Origin of the sequence: Bacillus cereus group sp. MYBK101-2, from assembly GCF_051918845.1 — a bacterium.
Lineage (GTDB): Bacteria > Bacillota > Bacilli > Bacillales > Bacillaceae_G > Bacillus_A > Bacillus_A paranthracis.
Window position 1 is genome coordinate 1 of record NZ_JBQAIE010000028.1, and the last position, 20,821, is coordinate 20,821.

Sequence of the window (20,821 nt, forward strand, 5' to 3'; positions counted from 1 at the left end):
CAGGTTCAAATCCTGTCCCCGCAACCAAATGGTCCCGTGGTGTAGTGGTTAACATGCCTGCCTGTCACGCAGGAGATCGCCGGTTCGACCCCGGTCGGGACCGCCATTTTATATAAAGAAAAGAACGAAACATGTTGTTTCGTATTTTTTTATTTGTTTTAACAAAAAACTAATAAAGACAGTCAAACTATCCTTAGGAAAACTCCTAAGGACTTTTTTATATATTCAAAACCTGTATAATAAAGAGCAGAGAACATTGTGAGTAAAGTAGGTGAAGTCTGTGAGTAAATATGAAATAACAACAAAATCATCTGAGGAAACACAAAGATTATCAGAAAAACTTGGTGAACTTGCTCAGGCACAAGATGTAATTATTTTAGAAGGAGATCTAGGGGCTGGTAAGACGACTTTTACAAAGGGACTAGCAAAAGGTCTTGGAGTGAAAAGAGTTGTAAATAGCCCTACCTTTAATATTATTAAAGAATATAAAGGGAGATTACCGCTATATCATATGGACGTGTATCGCTTAGCAGAAAGTGAAGAAGACTTAGGTTTTGATGAGTATTTCTATGGTGAAGGAATTACGGTAGTAGAATGGGCTCATTTAATAGAAGCATATTTACCAAATGAGAAGCTACAAATTAGTTTATTCCATGCTGGAGATGACACAAGAAACATTGTACTCGAGCCGATTGGAGATCGCTATATTAGATTATGTGAGGAGCTATTACAAGATGAAAGTACTAGCAATTGATACTTCAAATTATGTAATGGGTGTATCCCTTATTGAAGAAGGAAACGTAATTGGGGAAATCATTACAAATTTAACAAAAAATCATTCTGTGCGTCTTATGCCAGCTGTAGAACAACTGTTAAAAGAATGTGGTGTAAAACCAAAAGAATTAACTAAAATAGTTGTAGCTGCTGGACCAGGATCATATACAGGTGTTCGTATAGGTGTGACAGCTGCCAAAACATTAGCTTGGTCACTTCAAATACCAATTGTAGGTGTATCAAGTTTAGAAGTAGTGGCTGCAAACGGAGCTAATTTTGATGGATTAATCTGTCCTTTATTCGATGGAAGACGTGGACAAATTTATACTGGCTTATATACATATGAAGGAGAGGATTTAACTTCTATAGAGGAAGACCGAATCATCCTTATTGTAGACTGGTTGCAAATGTTAAAAGATAAAGGAAAGCCTGTTTTATTTATTGGTAACGATGTGAAACTACACAAAGAAACAATTATCGAACATTTAGGCAATCAAGCTGTCTTTGCTCCTTTCACTAAAAATAACCCAAGACCAAGTGAGCTAGCGTTCTTAGGATTACAAAAAGAAGAACAAGATGTACATTCATTTGTTCCTAGTTACCTTCGTTTAGCTGAAGCTGAAACAAAGTGGTTAGAAAGTCAAAATAAGTAGGAGCTTGCAGAGAATGGATATGATATTTAGAAAGATGGAACTCGATGATATTGCTCAAATTGTAGCTATTGAAGAAGCATCTTTTTCAACTCCTTGGACTGCAGATGCCTTTCACCGTGAGTTAACGATGAATGAACATGCACATTATGTTGTGCTAGAAAAAGATGGTCGTGTAATTGGGTATTGTGGATTGTGGATAATTATTGATGAATCACATATAACAAATATAGCTATTTTGCCAGAATACAGAGGTCAAAAGCTAGGAGATGCTTTATTAAAAGAAGTTATTTCCGAGGCGAAAACTCTAGGTGTAAAAACGATGACACTTGAAGTACGTGTATCAAATGAAGTAGCAAAACAGTTATACAGAAAATACGGATTTCAAAATGGTGGAATTCGTAAACGATACTATGCAGACAATCAGGAAGATGGTCTCGTAATGTGGGTGAATATATAATGGAAAAAAATACGATTATACTTGGTATTGAAACAAGTTGTGATGAAACAGCAGTAGCGGTTGTTAAAAATGGAACGGAAATTATTGCGAATGTTGTTGCATCACAAATTGAAAGTCATAAACGTTTTGGCGGAGTTGTACCAGAGATTGCGTCCCGTCATCATGTAGAAGAAATTACAGTTGTATTAGAAGAAGCTTTAAAAGAAGCAAATATCACATTTGATGATATTGATGCAATTGCTGTCACAGAAGGACCTGGTTTAGTAGGAGCGCTTCTAATAGGGGTGAACGCAGCGAAAGCAGTGGCATTTGCACATGATATCCCTCTAGTTGGTGTTCATCATATCGCTGGCCACATTTATGCGAACCGCTTAGTAAAAGAAGTTCAATTCCCATTACTATCACTTGTTGTCTCTGGTGGGCATACAGAGCTTGTTTATATGAAAGAACATGGTTCATTTGAAGTAATTGGTGAAACGCGAGATGATGCAGCAGGAGAGGCGTATGATAAAGTAGCTCGTACGTTATCTATGCCATATCCAGGTGGTCCTCATATTGATCGACTTGCACATGAAGGAGAACCAACAATTGATTTACCTCGTGCATGGCTAGAACCGGATTCGTATGATTTCAGTTTTAGCGGATTGAAATCAGCAGTTATCAACACTGTGCATAACGCAAAACAACGCGGGATAGAAATTGCACCGGAAGATTTAGCAGCAAGTTTCCAAGAGAGTGTAATTGACGTATTAGTAACGAAAGCATCTCGTGCAGCGGATGCTTATAACGTAAAGCAAGTGCTTCTTGCTGGTGGAGTAGCTGCGAATAAAGGACTGCGTGCACGTTTAGAAGCAGAATTTGCACAAAAAGAAAATGTAGAGCTAATTATTCCTCCTCTATCTTTATGTACAGATAATGCAGCTATGATTGCGGCGGCAGGTACAATTGCATATGAACAAGGAAAACGTGCTACATTAGCTTTAAATGCAAATCCAGGATTAGATATTGAAGCGTAGTTATGCACAAAATTAACCACAGCTTGTGGATAAAACCCATATTATCTGTTGATAATATGGGTTTTATTGTGTATATAAAATGTTGATAACTTTTTTGTTGATTGTGGATAATGTGGAAAAGTTATTTAGATGTTTATTTTATAAAGGTGGATATGTGTATAAACTTGTGGATAAAACAGATAAAGTCTGACCTTTGAATCTATCCTTTTTCGGGAAATAAAAACGAAGAAGGTATCTCTAAAAAACATTTTGAAATATGCCCTTATTATAAGGGAGGCCAATATTGTCAAACCTTGTCGGAAAATTGATACCTCGTGTCGAATCGTTTATGCAATAGAGGTTGACCATGGCTAGAAGATAAGAAGGATGTCTCATCGTCAAAAATCCCGACTGATGAGACATCCTTCTTATTTATACTCTTATAAATGCAATTCTTCCCATTCTGCCATACAAGCATCAAGTTGTTCTTGTAGTGTTTGCTTTTTCGTTGTAATTTCACTAGCCTTTTCATAATCTGCATATATTTCTGGTAAGCAAAGTTGATCTTCTAACGTAGCAATTTCTTCTTCAAATTGTACAATATTTTGTTCTAGTTCCTCGATTTTTCGAGTACGTTGACGCTCTAACTTTTTGCGCTCTTTTTCTTCGAGATAATTTAATTTTTCTGGAGCTACAGTTTTTTGAACAGGTGCCTGATTTTCTTGCTGTTCTTGCTGTTCAAGTTCTGCACGTTCAATCATTTCATTTTTCTTTTCAACGTAGTAATCGTAATCCCCTAAATATTCCTGTGCACCTTCTGTTGATAACTCAACCACAGTCGTTGTTACACGATTAATAAAATAGCGGTCATGTGAGACAAATAGAAGAGTACCAGGATAATCGATTAAAGCATTCTCTAGGATTTCTTTACTATTTAAATCAAGATGGTTTGTAGGCTCATCGAGAATTAATAAATTCGATTTTTGCATCATAAGTTTTGCAAGAGCTAACCGAGCCTTTTGTCCACCACTAAGAGAAGAGACGGGCTTTAGTACATCATCTCCTGTGAATAAGAAGTTACCTAGTATCGTGCGAATTTCTTTTTCAGGTTGCAGTGGATATTCATCCCATAGCTCATTTAAAACGCGCTTAGAAGATGTTAAATTAGCTTGTTCCTGATCATAATAACCAACAGAGACATTAGATCCGAAAGAAACCTCACCATGTAATAGTGGTAACTTATTCACAATGGATTTTAATAATGTGGATTTCCCAATTCCATTTGGACCAACTAAAGCAACACTATCTCCGCGAGTTAAGCGCATTGTTACATGTTCAATAATTGGATCCTTATCATAGCCGATAGTTGCATCCTTTACTTGTAATACATCATTTCCGCTTTGTTTTTCGATATCGAAGTGGAAGGAAGCTGACTTAGAGTCACCTAATGGTCTTGTTAATAGTTCCATACGGTCTAATTGTTTACGACGGCTTTGTGCACGTTTTGTCGTAGATGCACGAGCTATATTTTTTTGGACGAAGTCCTCTAGCTTAGCGATTTCATCTTGTTGTTTTTCATAACGTTTCATTTCTTGCTCGTATAGTGCTGATTTTAAGTCTAAATATTTACTGTAGTTACCAACAAATCGTCTACTTTCTTTATTCGAAATTTCATATACTTGTGTAACAAGTTTATCTAAGAAATAACGGTCATGGGAAACGATTAATATTGCGCCAGGATAACCTTGTAAATATTGTTCAAGCCATGTTAATGTTTCGATGTCTAAATGGTTTGTAGGCTCGTCCAAAATAAGTAAGTCTGGTTTCGTTAATAATAATTTACCGAGAGCTAATCGTGTTTTTTGTCCACCGCTTAATGTCGAAATCGTCGTCTGGTGCGTTTCAACGGGGAAGCCAAGACCGCTTAAAATCGAACGGATATCTGCTTCGTACTGATAGCCACCTTGATCTTTATAATCTAATTGTAATTGGTCATAATCAGCTAATAATCTTTCATATATAGCCTCGTTTGAAAAGTTTTCTTCTTTTCCCATCTCTTGCTCTAGCCTTCGAAGTTTTGTCTCCATTTGCTGTAAGTGTGTAAAGACGGTTAGCATTTCATCCCAAATTGTTAAAGATGTTTCTAAACCGGTATTTTGAGCTAAATATCCAATTGAGACATCTTTCGGTTTTATAATTTCTCCAACATCATGAGATAGCTCACCCGCTATTATTTTTAATAATGTAGATTTTCCAGCGCCATTTCGTCCGACTAATGCGATACGATCTTTCGTTTGAACTTCTAATTTTATATTTGAAAGAATCGTTTCTGCACCGTATAATTTCGAAAGCGCGTTTACTTGTAATAAAATCAATGTTTTCACCTCAAATAATTTCTTAACTTTGCCATGTTTATATTTCTCAATCATACTAAAAATAGTGTATAGTTTAAAATACAGAGAGAATACTTCTTCTTTCTATTATACAAGGAATTTAATAAGTGCTAAACTTCTGTATTTGATTAAAGCATATGAATAAAGATAGGAAGAGAGGAGAGGTTATATGGAGCAGCAGAAAATTCCACAAGCCACTGCTAAGAGATTGCCTCTATACTATCGATTTATCCAAAACTTATCTTTGTCTGGTAAGCAACGTGTTTCATCAGCCGAATTAAGTGAAGCGGTAAAGGTTGATTCCGCAACGATTCGAAGAGATTTCTCATACTTTGGAGCGTTAGGAAAAAAAGGATATGGATATAACGTAAATTATTTATTATCATTTTTCCGTGAAACACTCGACCAAGATGATATAACACGTGTAGCGCTTATTGGAGTAGGTAATTTAGGGACCGCTTTCTTACATTATAATTTCACGAAAAACAATAATACAAAAATTGAAATGGCGTTTGATATTAGTGAAGAGAAAGTTGGAACAGAAATCGGAGGCATTCCTGTATATCACTTAGATGAATTAGAAGAACGTTTATCATCTGATATACAAGTGGCAATATTAACAGTACCCGCTACAGTAGCACAATCTGTAGCTGATAGATTGGCAGAAACAAACGTGCATGGTATTTTGAATTTCACACCAGCACGATTAAATGTGTCAGACAATATAAGAATTCATCATATTGATTTAGCAGTAGAGTTACAAACATTAGTTTACTTTTTGAAGAATTATCCACAATAAAACGCAGAGGAAGCGACCTCTGCGTTTTATTATTGTTTTTTCTTTGTGAATTTAACTAAGATGAGGCGAAGTGCCAAATTAAAATCAATCGTTGCCATAACTGCAAATAGTATTGTCCACATATTCCAGATTGTATCTGTGACATTCCTGATGGCTAGATGTGTAAAGATACATCCTAGAAGGAAGTACAATACAGCCATGAACAATGGTGAGTTTCTCATACTAAAAATCCTCCGATAAAGCCTTGCATTTTTTCAGCTTCTTTAATCATTTCTTGAATTTGTTCGTTACTCACTAAAACTTGGGCAACTGCAACTAATGTATTCATTGCAACATGAGCTGCAATTGGAACGATAATACGCTTCGTTTTTACATATAAGAAGGCGAATACGAGACCCATAGCAGTGTATACCAATAAGTGAGTAAAATCAAAATGAATTGCCGCAAATACAAGGGAACTAATGATAGCGGCAATAAAGAAGTTAAACTTCTTATAAAGTGTACCAAATAAAATTTTTCTAAATACGATTTCTTCCAAAATAGGTCCTATTATAGAGATGACGATAAGGAACCAAGGTGTCGTTCTTGCGATATCCATAAGTCTCGCTGTATTTTCAGATCCAGGTTTAATACCTAATACATACATTTCGATCATACCAGCAATACTTTGCGAGAAAAATGCTAAGAAGAACCCGATAAAAATCCAACCAATCGTAGCTGGAACAGTAGAACGCTTTGTATCTAAATGTCTGTCGCGAATATCTGTTCTAAGTAACCAAAGTACGATACATAATGCAATAAAGAAGCTAATGATTGCCCAGTGACCAGTTATGAGTTGAAATTTCTCTTCTCTAGTGAATCCCTTGTTATCATAAAGTCCAGTTTTCAGGAGAAGTGGTAATCCAGCAATTGATGATAACTGCATTAAAATGTATGTAACGATAACCCACCAATATTGTTTTTTCAAATGGTTTAACCATCCTTTCTAACTCTAGTGTATGAGATAAGGTAGGATAACATGTAAATATGCTACCTACGATATAAACCTTACTTAAATTATGTTTTTTTTGTAAATCCTTATTTGAAATTATAATAGAAGACAGGAGAAAGTTGTGTGTGTAGCGAAAACAACTTAGGGTGTCCTTTCATATTGTAACATACGAGTAGTGGAAACAACGATTCATATAGTAAAGGTAGAAGAAGAGGAACTCTATATAGAAAAATTTATAGCGTAATTTGCGAAAAAATTATGATTTTTTTACTTGCAAAAGAAATTGAGATTATTTATTATTATAAGTGTGTTAGCACTCGGGTGACTTGAGTGCTAATAAATAAAATTTACATAACAAAATGAGGAGGTTATTGTTCATGCTAAAGCCATTAGGTGATCGCGTTGTAATTGAGCTTGTTCAAGCGGAAGAAAAAACAGCAAGTGGTATTGTATTACCAGACACAGCAAAAGAAAAACCACAAGAGGGTAAAGTTATTGCAGTAGGTACTGGTCGAGTGCTTGAAAATGGTGAGCGTGTTGCTTTAGAGGTAGCAGCAGGTGATCTTATCATCTTCTCAAAATATGCAGGTACTGAAGTGAAATATGAAGGTACAGACTACTTGATTTTACGTGAAAGTGACATTTTAGCAGTTATCGGTTAATTATATAAATCTTAAAAAATCCAAGGGGGTCAATTATTATGGCAAAAGATATTAAATTTAGTGAAGAAGCACGTCGTTCGATGCTTCGCGGTGTCGACACTCTTGCAAATGCAGTAAAAGTAACGCTTGGACCAAAAGGTCGTAACGTTGTTCTTGAGAAAAAATTCGGTTCACCACTTATTACAAATGACGGTGTAACAATTGCAAAAGAAATTGAATTGGAAGATGCATTCGAAAACATGGGTGCGAAATTAGTAGCAGAAGTTGCTAGCAAAACAAATGATGTAGCTGGTGACGGAACAACAACTGCAACTGTATTAGCACAAGCTATGATTCGTGAAGGTCTTAAAAACGTAACAGCTGGTGCGAACCCAATGGGTCTTCGTAAAGGTATCGAAAAAGCTGTAGTTGCTGCAGTAGAAGAATTAAAAACGATTTCTAAACCAATCGAAGGTAAATCTTCTATCGCACAAGTAGCTGCTATTTCTGCTGCTGACGAAGAAGTAGGTCAATTAATCGCTGAAGCAATGGAGCGCGTTGGTAACGACGGCGTTATTACTTTAGAAGAATCTAAAGGTTTTACAACAGAATTAGACGTAGTAGAAGGTATGCAATTTGATCGTGGATATGCATCTCCTTACATGATTACTGATTCTGACAAAATGGAAGCAGTTCTTGATAACCCATATATCTTAATCACTGACAAAAAGATTTCTAACATTCAAGAAATCTTACCAGTATTAGAGCAAGTGGTACAACAAGGTAAACCGCTTCTTATCATTGCTGAAGATGTAGAAGGCGAAGCGTTAGCTACATTAGTAGTGAATAAACTTCGTGGTACATTCAATGTAGTAGCTGTTAAAGCTCCTGGATTTGGTGACCGTCGTAAAGCAATGCTAGAAGATATCGCAATCTTAACTGGTGGCGAAGTAATCACTGAAGAATTAGGCCGTGACTTAAAATCTGCTACAGTTGAATCTTTAGGACGCGCTGGTAAAGTTGTTGTAACGAAAGAAAACACAACTGTAGTTGAAGGTGTAGGAAGCACAGAACAAATCGAAGCTCGCATCGGTCAAATCCGTGCGCAATTAGAAGAAACAACTTCTGAATTCGATCGTGAAAAATTACAAGAACGTCTTGCAAAACTTGCAGGTGGCGTAGCAGTAATTAAAGTAGGTGCAGCAACTGAAACTGAGTTGAAAGAGCGCAAACTTCGCATTGAAGATGCACTTAACTCAACTCGTGCAGCAGTAGAAGAAGGTATCGTTGCAGGTGGTGGTACTTCACTTATGAACGTATACACGAAAGTAGCTTCTATCGTAGCTGAAGGCGACGAAGCAACAGGTATCAACATCGTACTTCGCGCACTAGAAGAGCCAGTTCGCCAAATCGCAATCAACGCTGGTCTAGAAGGATCTGTAGTTGTAGAGCGCCTAAAAGGCGAAAAAGTAGGCGTTGGTTTCAACGCAGCTACTGGCGAGTGGGTTAACATGCTTGAAACTGGTATCGTAGATCCAGCTAAAGTAACTCGCTCTGCACTTCAAAACGCAGCATCTGTTGCAGCTATGTTCTTAACAACTGAAGCTGTAGTAGCTGACAAACCAGAACCAAATGCACCAGCAATGCCTGACATGGGCGGCATGGGCATGGGCGGTATGGGCGGAATGATGTAATAAGCCGTCTCACCCTTTGATATCATTGAGGTTTATGTAAGATGAAGTTTTTAACGGAGGCTTCTCATGAGTTGAATAAACTTGTGGGAAGCTTCTTTTTTGATTTCTTAGGTTACAGGGAGATAAATACTCTTCGTAATTCGATCATCGAAATGTCCAACCCGATCCATGATTTATTCGAGTGAGACACAGGCTCCAGCAATTTTAAGAGAAAAGGATAATGCTCTCGTGGGTACGGTGGTTTTATATGTAAGGTTAAGGATGATTAATGATATATTAAACTGTAATGATATAATTTATAGAGATGAAACTGTACAGGGGGCAAAGTGATATGCTAGAGGTTCGCAAAGGCAAGTCTTCAAAATCGTATGAAAACGAATTTTTTAGAAAAATATCGGTAGAGTTATCGCAAGTTTTTGAACAAAGAAATTGGGATGGTATTTTACTTGGAACGCCAGAGTGTATTACACGAGAAGATTTGCAAATTGACTGCTTGTTGGTTACTGAAAATCAAATTATTATTATTGATTTTAAAAATTATAGCGGAACATTAGAGCTTCCATCTGAAGAAAATTTTAGATTTGGTAGATGGACGTTAAATGGTGAGATAACTGTTAAAGGGGGAAGCTCTCCGAATCCATTTAGTCAACTTGGCAAGCAACGGGTGAAGCTGATCGATGAACTTCAATATCGTTTACACGATTTTGAACGCAAGTCTATATCAACTGTAGTCTGTTTTCACGATAAAGTAGAAATGATGGGTAGTATTCCTAGACAGTTCCAAATCAGTTTCTCAATTGTTGATTCAAACAACTATCTTAATAAAATTGTCGACATCATTGATGTCATAGTTGATAGGGATATGAATTATTTATCGAAAAAGGGAAGACAAACTTTTACAGAGACTTTGTTTGTTGCGGATGAATACGAGTCTGATATTCAATTTGAATCGGAGTTACATAAAAAGCTTGTTGAAGAACGAACTGAAAATAGCGATAGTCTGCAGCAAATTCGTGAATTTCTAATATCTGATAGCAAAATTATGATCCTAACAGGTAATACAAGAAGTGGTAAGACTGCGTTAATTCCTGACATTCGAGAATTGGCTTTCGATTTAGAGTTTACGGATGTCCCTGTGTTTGCGTACTCTAATCGATTGAGAAGGAAGATGCTGAAGAGTAATCCAGAACTAGAAGAAGTAGATTCATTATTTAATTCGGTATTTGATTTCAGGGGTGAAACAATAGATGAATTTTACAAAAAGAATATTCCTATAAAAGAACATGATGAAATCCACGATCAAGATAAAGCTTTGTATATTATCGATGATAGTCAGCTTATTACTAATTCGGATTTTGATTCTGACTTGCTACAATTTGGTTCAGGGTATTTATTAGATGATATCTTAAAGTATATCGATTTGGAGGCACATCCCGAGAGAAAGGTTATTTTCATTGGAGACAAAAATAAGCTGAGTTATGGGTCGAAAATTGAAAATGCACTTAATCCAGAATACTTGGCAAAACTTCTTGATAGTAAAAATATTCTTTCAGAAATAGGGACTGCAGAGTTGCCAGATAATGAAGGAGAATCTGAAATCATTAAAGTATGTAATAAGATTGCGAAGAATATACGGACAAACCAATACAATAATTTATATGTATATTCTAAAGATGAGATTGTATTTTGCGAAAAGGAAGACCAAACAAAAGTGTTGAAGGAAGCTTATTTGAATCCAAACAGTAGTAAAATTCTTGTTTTTACCAATAAACAAGCAAATCAAGTGAATATTTGGGTAAAGAAGCATCTCATTAAAAATGGTAGAGAAATAGGAGTTAAGGATTACGTTGTCTTTAATACAACAATTCAAGCTTATGGACCCGAATTGGTGCGAAATGATTTCTCGCCATTTGATAATATGGAACAACCTTTTTCTTTTGTTGAACCTAAAAGAGTGGACAACGGTTATTTTGGCGAAGTCATCAATGTGGATAATGACAATATAATTGAAAAAATTGTGGAGGTAAAAGGAGAAAATATAATATTGCGATTTATCCCTTGTCAAATAAAGCTTCAAGATGAAAGTATCATTGAAACTCTTGTATTCGATAATTACTTGAAAGCTACAAAGAGTGAATTGGATAAAAATGAGATTATTGCGTATCAAATTGTTTTATCGAGCTATGAAAAGGATATTTTAGATAACGAACCTTTTGAAGGGAGTTCGGAATATCAAGAAATGTTAAAACATCCTCACCAATATATTGTAACCAAAAAAGATGGGAAAAACTTTTATAGGGATTCTAAAGACAAACGGAAGTTGACTCGTTTTGAAAAAACATATAGAGACCGAGTGCTGAAAAAATTAAAAGCACCAACGAGCGAATATTTTAAGATTTTAAATGCATCGAAAGTGAAATTTGGTTGGGCAATGACAGTGAATAAAGCAATGGCTTATTTTTTTGAAACTGTGTTTTTTAATACAAATCAAGAAGAAAATCGAGGTAGAACGAATAAGGAATATTTCAAATGGCTCTATACGGGGATATCAAGCGGATTAAGTAATGTTCAACTGATAAATTGGAAACCAATCTCTCCTTTTTTGAAGACGGAATTTAGAGAGTCATCATTCGTGAAAAATCCAAATAAAAGTAGCATCATTTTATCGCTCTCAAACGGGGAACAAACTTCTACTGAACAGTTGCAATCCTATTTGGAAAACCAGCTGTCAGGTTTGGCAAACATCTCAAATATAAATCCGAAAAATTATTTAGAAATCGTCACTTTGGAGATGAATGATCGAAAAATTGAATTGTTCTTCGACTATAATGGGAAAGGAGAAATGAAGATTCCTAGATTGAAGTCAGGGGAAAAAGAGGATTTTGGAATTATATTGCGACTATTGAAACCAACTTCAAAGGATATTCCAAGTGAAATAGGAATTGTGAAGTCGTGTTTGGAAGATTTCTCCTCTATTTTAGAGGGGTATGATATTCAAATGCAGCTTTTGGGCTATCATGAATGGAATTTGATATTAAGTTTTTCTAATCAAAAAAATGATGTAGAAATCGAACTTTGGTATAACGGTGATGGAATGATTTCTAAATTTAATTATATTGAAGGAAGTAAGGAACTTTTCTCAGAAATTGTTAGATTGATAAAAGAAATCTATGTTCTTGACTAAAGGGGAGCAAAAAATGTACACAACCAAAAATTACAATGATGATTTGTATCGAATTTGCACCAAATACTATGTGAAATTCTCATTGTTACAAGATTTCGGATATAATCGTATCAACCAAAATTATTTTGTACAGCAATTAAAACTTACAAAAGAAGACTCAGAATTAAATGAAATATTAACCGAGTTAAAGAAATTATTTGAGAAGGTTCGTCGGAACGGTGGGAAACTGGATCGAGATCCGATTGCTGAAGCAAAGAGACTAAGGAAAATTGGAAAACAACAAGAGGCATTCAACGTAATCCTTCCGTATCTTCAAGCAAATAATGATGATGAAGATGCAGTAATCACTTTCGGGTGGATAATGTATGATTTTTTGAAGGCATCTGAAGGGAACATTGACAATTATATTAACAATTTAGCGGTTTTTAATGATAATGCAGTTATATCTTTTGAGAGCAATCTTTTCGGTGGTTTTACTGCAAACGAGTTCAAGAAAACGTTAGTAAATTCAATCTTGTGGTCAATTCGACGGGTTGTGATGCAAGGGGAGCTGTTTGCTAATAGAGTTCTTCCACAGTTGTTGAGATTTTGTGGGAATGGAGCGAGGTTTATTGAGAAGAGAGGACGTTATGTTAATGGTGAAACTTCAGCATCACGTTTACTAATTAAAGACGTTCGTAGCAAATTAAACGATACCAATTATCTTATGTTTATGGATACTATTGGATTCGATTGGTTTGATAGTGTGGATTTTCAAAAGACTAATTTTACTAATGATAAAGGCGAAAATGTAGAAGTTAGGCCATTGGCAGAAGTTATGCTGAATTTCCATGCAAAGAAACTGCTAGCATTGGATATTTTTATTGCAACGGAACAAAGATTAAATTCATTTATCGATGTACTGAATTCTCAAATGCGAAATAATCCTACTTTTGAATGGCTACCGTACTATAAAGCGAAATTATTGATGAAAGTGAAAAGAGATGAAGAAGCACTAGAAACAGTTACCTCGTTTGCAAGAACTAAAAGTAAGGAGTTTTGGGTTTGGGATTTAATTAGTGAACTCTTGAGTGATGATGAAAAGTTCAATTGTTTATGTGCAGGATTACTGTGTAAGTCAAGACCAGATATGATTGTTGGATTACAGGAAAAAATCATCCCTATCCTTCTGGAGAAAGAAATGTTTTCAAATGCAAAATTTGAGTTGGATGAAATTATTTCTACTCGAATGAAGAAATGGGGTAAGATACCTCGGAAACTTGCAGAATGGAAAAACGAAAGTTGGTATATTGAAGCGAATTCGGCTGAAAGTAGAGATGTCTTAAAAGGATATGCTGATAAAGCAGAAGAAATTCTGTATCGAACACTTCCGTTTACTGATATTTTTGTTACATACATTAACAAAGAGAAAGGTGTAATTAATTTTGCATACTTAGGAAATAGCTATCGTTCAAATATAAAAGAAGGATATTTTTACATGGATTCCATTAAAGAGACTCACAAATGGATAACCGATGAAGCTTTGAAAGTAAGGATGTTTGCAGATAAAAAGAGAACGAATTTATTTAAAATTTATAAGATAGTATCAGGTGATAAAGCATTTATATCTAATTTTATTCAAACTGAAATCGGTCAGGTTAACAAAGAATACACGAACCCATTTGCATTTGTAAATGATGTATATATTGCTCCTAAATTGGTTGAGGAACACAGAGTTCAAAATTATGACAAGGTGGAGTATATTAAGAAGAGAAGGTTCAACAAGAAGAAAAACGAATGGTCATGGACAGTAGAAAAAATAATTTCTGTAGAAAAAAATGAGAAAACGGAATATAAGGATGATGAATATTAAAGTTTACTCCCGCATATCAACAGAGAAAAATACTGTTCGAGATGTTTTCAAAGATGTAGGTATTTAAAACATCATTTTGCGCGGTGTGGAGTGTGCAACCAATTGTTACAGGTTATTTTTTATGTTTTTTAGAAAAGGAAATGAATTTCTGTAGAATTTTGTCGCTTTCTCTCTTGACCATACCGACACTTCATTGTTAGAATCTAGGAAGATAATATAAAACGTTCCTTCATATATCCTCAAAGATAAGGTTTGAGAGTCTCTACCGGGTTACCGTAAACAACCTGACTATGAAGGCAGTGTGTCTTATATTTATAAAGAGCGGAAGACTATCTTTCTTTATAAAGCCAGACCCCTGCCTTTTCTTTGTTATGAGACTAGAGGCGGAGGACTGGCTTTTTTTATTATATTGGTAATGCTTTTCGCCTAATTGGTGAAAATATTTATATACGAGAACTAACGTTGGGGTGATTATTTTGAAGAAGCAACACGATACAATTATCGTTTTAGATTTTGGAAGTCAATACAATCAGTTAATAGCACGTCGAATTCGTGAGTTCGGTGTATACAGTGAACTTCATCCGCATACAATTACTGCAGAAGAAATTAAAGAAATAAATCCAAAAGGGATTATTTTCTCTGGTGGACCGAATAGTGTATACGGTGAAGGTGCATTACATTGTGATGAAAAAATCTTTGACCTAGGATTACCGATCTTCGGTATTTGTTACGGTATGCAGCTTATGACACAAAAATTCGGTGGTAAAGTAGAACGTGCAAACCACCGTGAGTACGGAAAAGCTGTTCTGAAAGTAGAGAACGAATCAAAATTATATGCGAACCTTCCAGAAGAACAAGTTGTATGGATGAGTCATGGTGACTTAGTAACTGGTTTACCTGAAGGGTTCGTAGTAGATGCAACAAGTGAGTCTTGTCCAATTGCTGGTATGAGCAATGAAGACAAAAACTTATACGGTGTACAATTCCACCCAGAAGTACGTCACTCTGAGCACGGTAACGATTTAATTAAAAACTTCGTATTCGGCGTATGTGGTTGTTCTGAAGGATGGAACATGGAGAACTTTATCGAAGTAGAATTAGAGAAAATCCGTGAAACTGTTGGAGACAAAAAAGTTCTATGCGCACTTAGCGGCGGTGTAGACTCTTCTGTTGTAGCAGTATTAATTCATAAAGCAATCGGCGATCAGTTAACATGTATTTTCGTAGACCACGGTTTACTTCGTAAAGGCGAAGCAGAAGGTGTTATGAAAACATTTAGTGAAGGCTTCCATATGAACGTTATTAAAGTGGATGCAAAAGAACGCTTCATGAACAAGTTAAAAGGTGTAGAAGATCCAGAACAAAAACGTAAAATCATCGGTAACGAATTCATTTATGTATTTGATGATGAAGCTTCTAAGTTAGAAGGAATGGACTTCTTAGCACAAGGTACACTGTACACAGATATCGTTGAAAGTGGTACAGCAACTGCACAAACAATTAAATCTCACCATAACGTTGGTGGACTTCCAGAAGACATGCAGTTCAAATTAATTGAGCCTTTAAACACGTTATTTAAAGATGAAGTACGTGTATTAGGATCAGAACTAGGAATTCCTGATGAAATCGTATGGCGTCAACCATTCCCAGGCCCTGGTCTTGGTATTCGTGTATTAGGTGAAATCACAGAAGAGAAATTAGAAATCGTTCGTGAATCTGATGCGATTTTACGTGAAGAAATTATTAAAGCGGGCTTAGATCGTGAAATTTGGCAATACTTCACTGCGCTTCCTGGTATGCGTAGCGTAGGTGTTATGGGTGACGAGCGTACGTACGATTACACAGTAGGTATCCGTGCAGTAACATCTATCGACGGTATGACAGCTGACTGGGCACGTATCCCTTGGGACGTATTAGAGAAAATCTCTGTACGTATCGTAAACGAAGTAAAACACGTTAACCGTATCGTGTATGATGTAACGAGTAAGCCACCAGCAACTATTGAGTGGGAATAGTATTTATAAAAAGGTCCATCTATTACTTATGTATAGATGGATCTTTTTATTTTAGGGTTAATACGAACGAAATTATAAATGTTTATAAAAATGTTCGTTTTTAAATTGACAAAACTACTTCGTCGAGTTAATATGAGTATGTAATTCAAACGAAAAGTGAATATTATGCCGTCGTATAATATCGGGGATATGGCCCGAAAGTTTCTACCTAGCTACCGTAAATGGCTTGACTACGAGGCGTTTTTATAAAGGTGAGGGGAATCTTATCTTTATTCATAGAACGCTTCCATGTATATGCAATGGAAGCCTTTTTTATTTTTAATAGATAAAAGAGGGCTAGGAGATTACGGCGAGTAATCATATAACGGGGGAAACGTAAGATGAAACGCTATTTTCAGTTTGATGAACTCGGCACGAATTATAAAACAGAGTTCATAGCAGGTTTAACGACATTTTTATCTATGGCTTACGTACTATTTGTCAATCCTGCTACGCTGTCACTTGGAAATGTTAAAGGATTACCGGCAGGTACAGGAATGGATCCAGGTGCAGTATTCGTTGCTACAGCATTAGCAGCAGCGATTGGTTCGTTAATTATGGGTATTTTCGCGAAGTATCCAATTGCTTTAGCGCCAGGTATGGGAATTAACGCGTTCTTTGCTTATACAGCAGTGTTAACGATGGGTATTCCGTGGCAAACGGCAATTGCTGGAACGTTAATGTCAGGTATTATCTTTATTATTCTTACTGCTTCAGGTATTCGTGAAAAAATTATTAATGCAATTCCATCGGAGTTAAAGTTTGCAGTAGCGGCAGGTATCGGATTATTCATTGCTTTCCTTGGATTCCAAAATGCTGGAATTATCGTGAAAAATGATGCTGTTCTTGTTGGGTTGGGGGACTTAACAAAGGGCACAACGTTACTAGCAATCTTCGGAGTTGTTACGACAATTATCTTCATGATTAAGAAAGTAAATGGGGCAGTATTTTACGGTATGATTCTTACAGCAATCTTAGGAATAGCAACAGGATTAATTGATACTCCGAAAGCTGTAGTGGGAGCAATACCGAGTCTAGAACCAACGTTCGGTGTGGCGTTAACGCACTTCGGAAATATTTTCACTGTTCAAATGGTGATTGTTATTATAACGTTCTTCTTTATCGATTTCTTTGATACAGCAGGTACACTTGTAGCGGTTGCGAATCAAGCTGGATTAATGAAGAACAATAAATTACCACGTGCAGGAAAAGCATTATTTGCAGATGCAATTGCAACTGTAATTGGTGCGATCTTAGGTACATCAACAACAACGTCTTATATTGAATCTTCTGCAGGGGTAGCAGCGGGTGGACGTTCTGGATTTACAGCAGTTGTAACAGCAGGATTCTTCTTACTGGCACTATTCTTCTCGCCATTACTAAGCGTTGTAACACCAGCTGTAACGGCACCAGCATTAATTATTGTAGGAATCTTGATGGTTTCGTCTTTAGGAGAGATTGACTGGAAGAAATTCGAAATTGCAGTACCAGCATTCTTTACTATCATTTCAATGCCACTTACGTATAGTATCGCAACAGGAATTGCAATCGGGTTTATCTTCTATCCAATTACAATGGTAGTAAGTGGTCGACGTAAAGAGATTCATCCAATTATGTATGTTATGGGAGTTTTATTCGTACTATATTTCATCTACGTTCGTAAATAAAAGGGGTTTTTGAAAGGTCTAGACTTAAGGGGAGTCTAGACCTTTTTTGCGTCTTCAGAAAATCTTAAGGATTTCCGAGCGTTTTTCTTCAGAAGTTTTCCTATAATAGAAGTTAGGGGTTAAAAAAGTGATGGGGGAGATATTGTGGCAAATGAAACGATACTTGTCGTAGATGATGAAAAAGAAATTAGGAATCTTATTACAATCTATTTAAAGAATGAAGGATATAAAGTATTGCAAGCAGGGGACGGCGAAGAAGGATTACGTTTACTAGAAGAAAACGAAGTACATCTAGTCGTATTAGATATTATGATGCCGAAAGTAGACGGCATTCATATGTGTATGAAAGTAAGGGAAGAAAAAGAAATGCCAATTATTATGCTTTCCGCGAAAACGCAAGATATGGATAAGATTTTAGGGTTAACAACAGGGGCAGATGATTATGTAACGAAGCCATTTAATCCGTTAGAGTTAATCGCAAGAATTAAATCTCAGTTACGCCGTTATATGAAAATGAATGGTTTTTCTATTCAAAATGAGGACGAGCTAGAAATTGGAGAGATGAAAATCAACATCTCGACCCATAAAGTTATTGTAGAGGGAGAAGAAGTGAAACTGACCCCGAGGGAATTTTCAATTCTAGAATTACTAGCCCGTAATCCGGGTATGGTCTTTAGCGCGGAACAAATTTATGAAAAGGTTTGGAACGAAAGATCTTTCCAGTCGGATAACACGGTAATGGTTCATATTCGAAAAGTGCGTGAAAAGATTGAAGAGAATCCGAGGAAGCCAATTTATATAAAAACAGTATGGGGAGTGGGGTATAAGATTGAAAAAGATATTTAATCCATTTACTTATGTTAGGAAATTTCGAGAGTTAATCGGAAAGCTAGTAAAGAGTGTGAAACGGAGTGTGCGGATTCAACTTATTACGGCTTTTACTGCTTGTGCGTTATTAGGTCTCTTTGTATCAACGAAGATAGTAGCGCCTGTTTTTGAAGATGCTAGTCGACATGCTGAGATTAATTATAGAGATGGTATGGAACAAATTAATCGTAAAGCGCAAAGTACTGCGGAAATGATGGTTGATGCAAATAAATTAGATGCCGTACAAAGTATGATAGAGCTAGAAAATGAACATTTAGAGCAGGGGCAGGATGCTTTTAAAATATTAGTTACCGATGAAAATGGTAAGGTTTTGTATAAAACGAAGCAGGCACAAGAAGAACAAATTAATTTGCATAATACAATTCGTAATGCAACTTCGTTTGCTATCAATTATTCGAATAATAATGATATTGAAAGATCTAGAAAAGAGTTTATTACTTTCTCACCTATTACAATAGAAGGTAAGAATTTATATATGTTTGTGAGTGGAATTCCTCAAGGGGAAGTAGTGTATTATAAAGTAGAAGGCCCATTCCCATTTTTAATTGGTGTACTCGTATTCATTTTCTCTTTCTTTTATATAACAAAGAGAAAGATGAAACAAATTGAAGCGATGGCAGAAGGTGTAAAGGAAATCGAAAAAGGAAACTTAGCGTATCGTATTGAAAAGAAAGGTGAAGACGAGATTGCGTCTTTAACTGAGAATATTAATAATATGGCGGAAGAGCTTATGAATAATATAGAAAAGGAACGTAGATTAGAGAAGCAAAAGAATGAGCTTATTACGAATGTATCTCACGATTTACGTACACCACTGACTTCTATTATGGGTTACTTGCGATTACTTCGAGATTCTAAATATGAAAATAAAGAACAACATGATGAGTATACAAGAATTGCTTTTGCTAAATCGGAGCAGTTAAAGAATTTAATAGAAGATTTATTTGAGTATACGAAGTTAACGAATGAACAAGTTGTATTAGAAAAACAAGAAGTATGTGTAAATGAGTTGCTCGAGCAATTAATAGAAGAGTTAGTACCGCAAGCGGAAGAGCATGGACTTACGTTCGTTAAGAAGTTTCCTGAGGAACGTGCCTATGCAGCGATTGATTCGGAAAAGATGGTCCGTGTATTTGATAATCTATTAATGAACGCGATTAAGTATAGTAAAGATGATGGGGAAATCAAAGTTTCTCTTCAAAGGCAGCGCCGGGATATACAAATTGTAATTGCGAATCATAGTGAAGAGTTTACGAGAGAAGAGTTAGCGAGTTTATTTGAACGCTTTTATAAGAAAGATCAATCTAGAAGTAGGGCAACAGAAGGATCGGGCCTTGGATTGGCGATTGCGAAAAGTATTGTTGAATTACAAGGTGGTAGTATTCGGGCTGAATATGAGGATGGTATTATTCAGTTTATCGTCTCGTTACCAATTATAGAAAAATAATAAACGAATAGAATGGTATATGATAAAAAGGCTTACTTTAAAAGAAATAAGCCTTTTTATATTTTTTTAGAAAAACATGTTGACGATTAGAGATTAGAGGTGTAATATAGAACAAGTCGCCGATGACAACAACGTTGAAAGCGACAAACGAAATGAAAAACTTAGTTGACATTAACTAACGAAGATGTTAACATAAGGAAGTCGCAAATGAGCGACTAAGCAGTTCTTTGAAAACTGAACGAAACAAACAACGTGAAACGTCAATTTTTATTTTAGATGCTAGACAAACTAACTTTATTGGAGAGTTTGATCCTGGCTCAGGATGAACGCTG

The 20,821-nt window shown here is 35.9% G+C and carries 16 protein-coding genes, 1 tRNA gene and 2 riboswitches; of the genes, 14 read left to right on the forward strand and 3 right to left on the reverse strand.

The window, feature by feature from the left end; all coding sequences use genetic code 11:
* Positions 1-30: 30 nt before the first annotated feature.
* The 5 genes from ACTFSI_RS27220 (at position 31) to tsaD (ending at position 2,900) form a co-directional block, all read left to right on the forward strand.
* Positions 31-106 (forward strand) — tRNA-Asp (locus tag ACTFSI_RS27220).
* A gap of 174 nt (positions 107-280) precedes the next feature.
* Positions 281-754 carry a tRNA (adenosine(37)-N6)-threonylcarbamoyltransferase complex ATPase subunit type 1 TsaE gene (gene tsaE, locus ACTFSI_RS27225; RefSeq protein ID WP_000049631.1) on the forward strand — a complete coding sequence of 158 codons (474 nt, stop codon included), beginning with the start codon at positions 281-283 and terminating at the stop codon, positions 752-754.
* Positions 735-1,427: a tRNA (adenosine(37)-N6)-threonylcarbamoyltransferase complex dimerization subunit type 1 TsaB gene (tsaB, locus tag ACTFSI_RS27230; protein ID WP_000865758.1), complete on the forward strand. Its 693-nt coding sequence runs from the start codon at positions 735-737 to the stop codon at positions 1,425-1,427. The genes tsaE and tsaB overlap by 20 nt, the downstream gene beginning before the upstream one ends.
* Before the next feature lie 13 nt (positions 1,428-1,440).
* Positions 1,441-1,884 carry a ribosomal protein S18-alanine N-acetyltransferase gene (rimI, locus tag ACTFSI_RS27235; RefSeq protein WP_000367197.1) on the forward strand — a complete coding sequence of 148 codons (444 nt, stop codon included), beginning with the start codon at positions 1,441-1,443 and terminating at the stop codon, positions 1,882-1,884.
* Entirely contained in the window at positions 1,884-2,900 is a 1,017-nt protein-coding gene (tsaD, locus tag ACTFSI_RS27240) for a tRNA (adenosine(37)-N6)-threonylcarbamoyltransferase complex transferase subunit TsaD (RefSeq protein WP_000414588.1), read from the forward strand. The genes rimI and tsaD overlap by 1 nt, the downstream gene beginning before the upstream one ends.
* A gap of 419 nt (positions 2,901-3,319) precedes the next feature.
* Here the strand turns inward: tsaD and ACTFSI_RS27245 are convergent, their stop codons facing one another.
* Positions 3,320-5,254 (reverse strand): ABC-F family ATP-binding cassette domain-containing protein, encoded by a 1,935-nt coding sequence (locus ACTFSI_RS27245; RefSeq protein WP_208746177.1) that lies wholly within the window; start codon positions 5,252-5,254, stop codon positions 3,320-3,322.
* 187 nt (positions 5,255-5,441) lie between these two features.
* On the opposite strand from ACTFSI_RS27245, the gene ACTFSI_RS27250 reads away from it, so the two are divergent.
* Positions 5,442-6,071 carry a redox-sensing transcriptional repressor Rex gene (locus ACTFSI_RS27250; protein ID WP_000437698.1) on the forward strand — a complete coding sequence of 210 codons (630 nt, stop codon included), beginning with the start codon at positions 5,442-5,444 and terminating at the stop codon, positions 6,069-6,071.
* A gap of 29 nt (positions 6,072-6,100) precedes the next feature.
* On the opposite strand, the gene ACTFSI_RS27255 is transcribed toward ACTFSI_RS27250, so the two are convergent.
* Together ACTFSI_RS27255 and ACTFSI_RS27260 are read right to left on the reverse strand one after the other, a co-directional pair.
* The gene (locus ACTFSI_RS27255; RefSeq protein ID WP_001246209.1) at positions 6,101-6,292 is read right to left on the reverse strand and encodes a YdiK family protein; all 192 of its coding nucleotides are present in this window, start codon (positions 6,290-6,292) and stop codon (positions 6,101-6,103) included.
* The gene (locus ACTFSI_RS27260) at positions 6,289-7,038 is read right to left on the reverse strand and encodes a CPBP family intramembrane glutamic endopeptidase (protein ID WP_138322548.1); all 750 of its coding nucleotides are present in this window, start codon (positions 7,036-7,038) and stop codon (positions 6,289-6,291) included. Before ACTFSI_RS27260 ends, ACTFSI_RS27255 begins: the two co-directional genes overlap by 4 nt.
* A 401-nt stretch (positions 7,039-7,439) precedes the next feature.
* On the opposite strand from ACTFSI_RS27260, the gene groES reads away from it, so the two are divergent.
* The 8 genes from groES (at position 7,440) to ACTFSI_RS27300 (ending at position 20,489) form a co-directional block, all read left to right on the forward strand.
* On the forward strand, positions 7,440-7,724 hold the full coding sequence (groES, locus tag ACTFSI_RS27265) for a co-chaperone GroES (protein ID WP_000917306.1): 285 nt from the start codon (positions 7,440-7,442) through the stop codon (positions 7,722-7,724).
* A gap of 38 nt (positions 7,725-7,762) precedes the next feature.
* Positions 7,763-9,397 (forward strand): chaperonin GroEL, encoded by a 1,635-nt coding sequence (groL, locus tag ACTFSI_RS27270; RefSeq protein ID WP_001029999.1) that lies wholly within the window; start codon positions 7,763-7,765, stop codon positions 9,395-9,397.
* A 331-nt stretch (positions 9,398-9,728) separates the two neighbouring features.
* Positions 9,729-12,581, forward strand: a complete 2,853-nt coding sequence (locus tag ACTFSI_RS27275; RefSeq protein WP_167495113.1) for a nuclease-related domain-containing protein — start codon at positions 9,729-9,731, stop codon at positions 12,579-12,581.
* Between the two features lie 13 nt (positions 12,582-12,594).
* Positions 12,595-14,433, forward strand: coding sequence for a DUF7017 domain-containing protein (locus ACTFSI_RS27280; protein WP_138322546.1), 1,839 nt, complete (start codon positions 12,595-12,597; stop codon positions 14,431-14,433).
* A gap of 209 nt (positions 14,434-14,642) precedes the next feature.
* Positions 14,643-14,744: riboswitch (purine riboswitch) on the forward strand.
* A 165-nt stretch (positions 14,745-14,909) separates the two neighbouring features.
* Positions 14,910-16,448 carry a glutamine-hydrolyzing GMP synthase gene (gene guaA, locus ACTFSI_RS27285; protein WP_000743928.1) on the forward strand — a complete coding sequence of 513 codons (1,539 nt, stop codon included), beginning with the start codon at positions 14,910-14,912 and terminating at the stop codon, positions 16,446-16,448.
* Positions 16,449-16,599: 151 nt separating this feature from the next.
* A riboswitch (purine riboswitch) is annotated at positions 16,600-16,701 on the forward strand.
* Between the two features lie 127 nt (positions 16,702-16,828).
* Entirely contained in the window at positions 16,829-18,154 is a 1,326-nt protein-coding gene (locus ACTFSI_RS27290) for an NCS2 family permease (RefSeq protein ID WP_138322545.1), read from the forward strand.
* A 144-nt stretch (positions 18,155-18,298) separates the two neighbouring features.
* Positions 18,299-19,000, forward strand: a complete 702-nt coding sequence (locus ACTFSI_RS27295) for a response regulator transcription factor (protein WP_001262953.1) — start codon at positions 18,299-18,301, stop codon at positions 18,998-19,000.
* Positions 18,984-20,489, forward strand: a complete 1,506-nt coding sequence (locus ACTFSI_RS27300) for a HAMP domain-containing sensor histidine kinase (RefSeq protein ID WP_070805106.1) — start codon at positions 18,984-18,986, stop codon at positions 20,487-20,489. Before ACTFSI_RS27295 ends, ACTFSI_RS27300 begins: the two co-directional genes overlap by 17 nt.
* Positions 20,490-20,821: the final 332 nt, after the last annotated feature.

Coding starts and splice junctions, on each gene's coding strand:
- groL (WP_001029999.1), top strand. CDS start 7,763: ATGGCAAAAGATATTAAATTTAGTGAAGAAGCACGTCGTTCGATGCTT.
- ACTFSI_RS27280 (WP_138322546.1), top strand. CDS start 12,595: ATGTACACAACCAAAAATTACAATGATGATTTGTATCGAATTTGCACC.
- ACTFSI_RS27275 (WP_167495113.1), top strand. CDS start 9,729: ATGCTAGAGGTTCGCAAAGGCAAGTCTTCAAAATCGTATGAAAACGAA.
- ACTFSI_RS27255 (WP_001246209.1), bottom strand. CDS start 6,292: ATGAGAAACTCACCATTGTTCATGGCTGTATTGTACTTCCTTCTAGGA.
- groES (WP_000917306.1), top strand. CDS start 7,440: ATGCTAAAGCCATTAGGTGATCGCGTTGTAATTGAGCTTGTTCAAGCG.
- ACTFSI_RS27290 (WP_138322545.1), top strand. CDS start 16,829: ATGAAACGCTATTTTCAGTTTGATGAACTCGGCACGAATTATAAAACA.
- tsaB (WP_000865758.1), top strand. CDS start 735: ATGAAAGTACTAGCAATTGATACTTCAAATTATGTAATGGGTGTATCC.
- ACTFSI_RS27250 (WP_000437698.1), top strand. CDS start 5,442: ATGGAGCAGCAGAAAATTCCACAAGCCACTGCTAAGAGATTGCCTCTA.
- tsaD (WP_000414588.1), top strand. CDS start 1,884: ATGGAAAAAAATACGATTATACTTGGTATTGAAACAAGTTGTGATGAA.
- rimI (WP_000367197.1), top strand. CDS start 1,441: ATGGATATGATATTTAGAAAGATGGAACTCGATGATATTGCTCAAATT.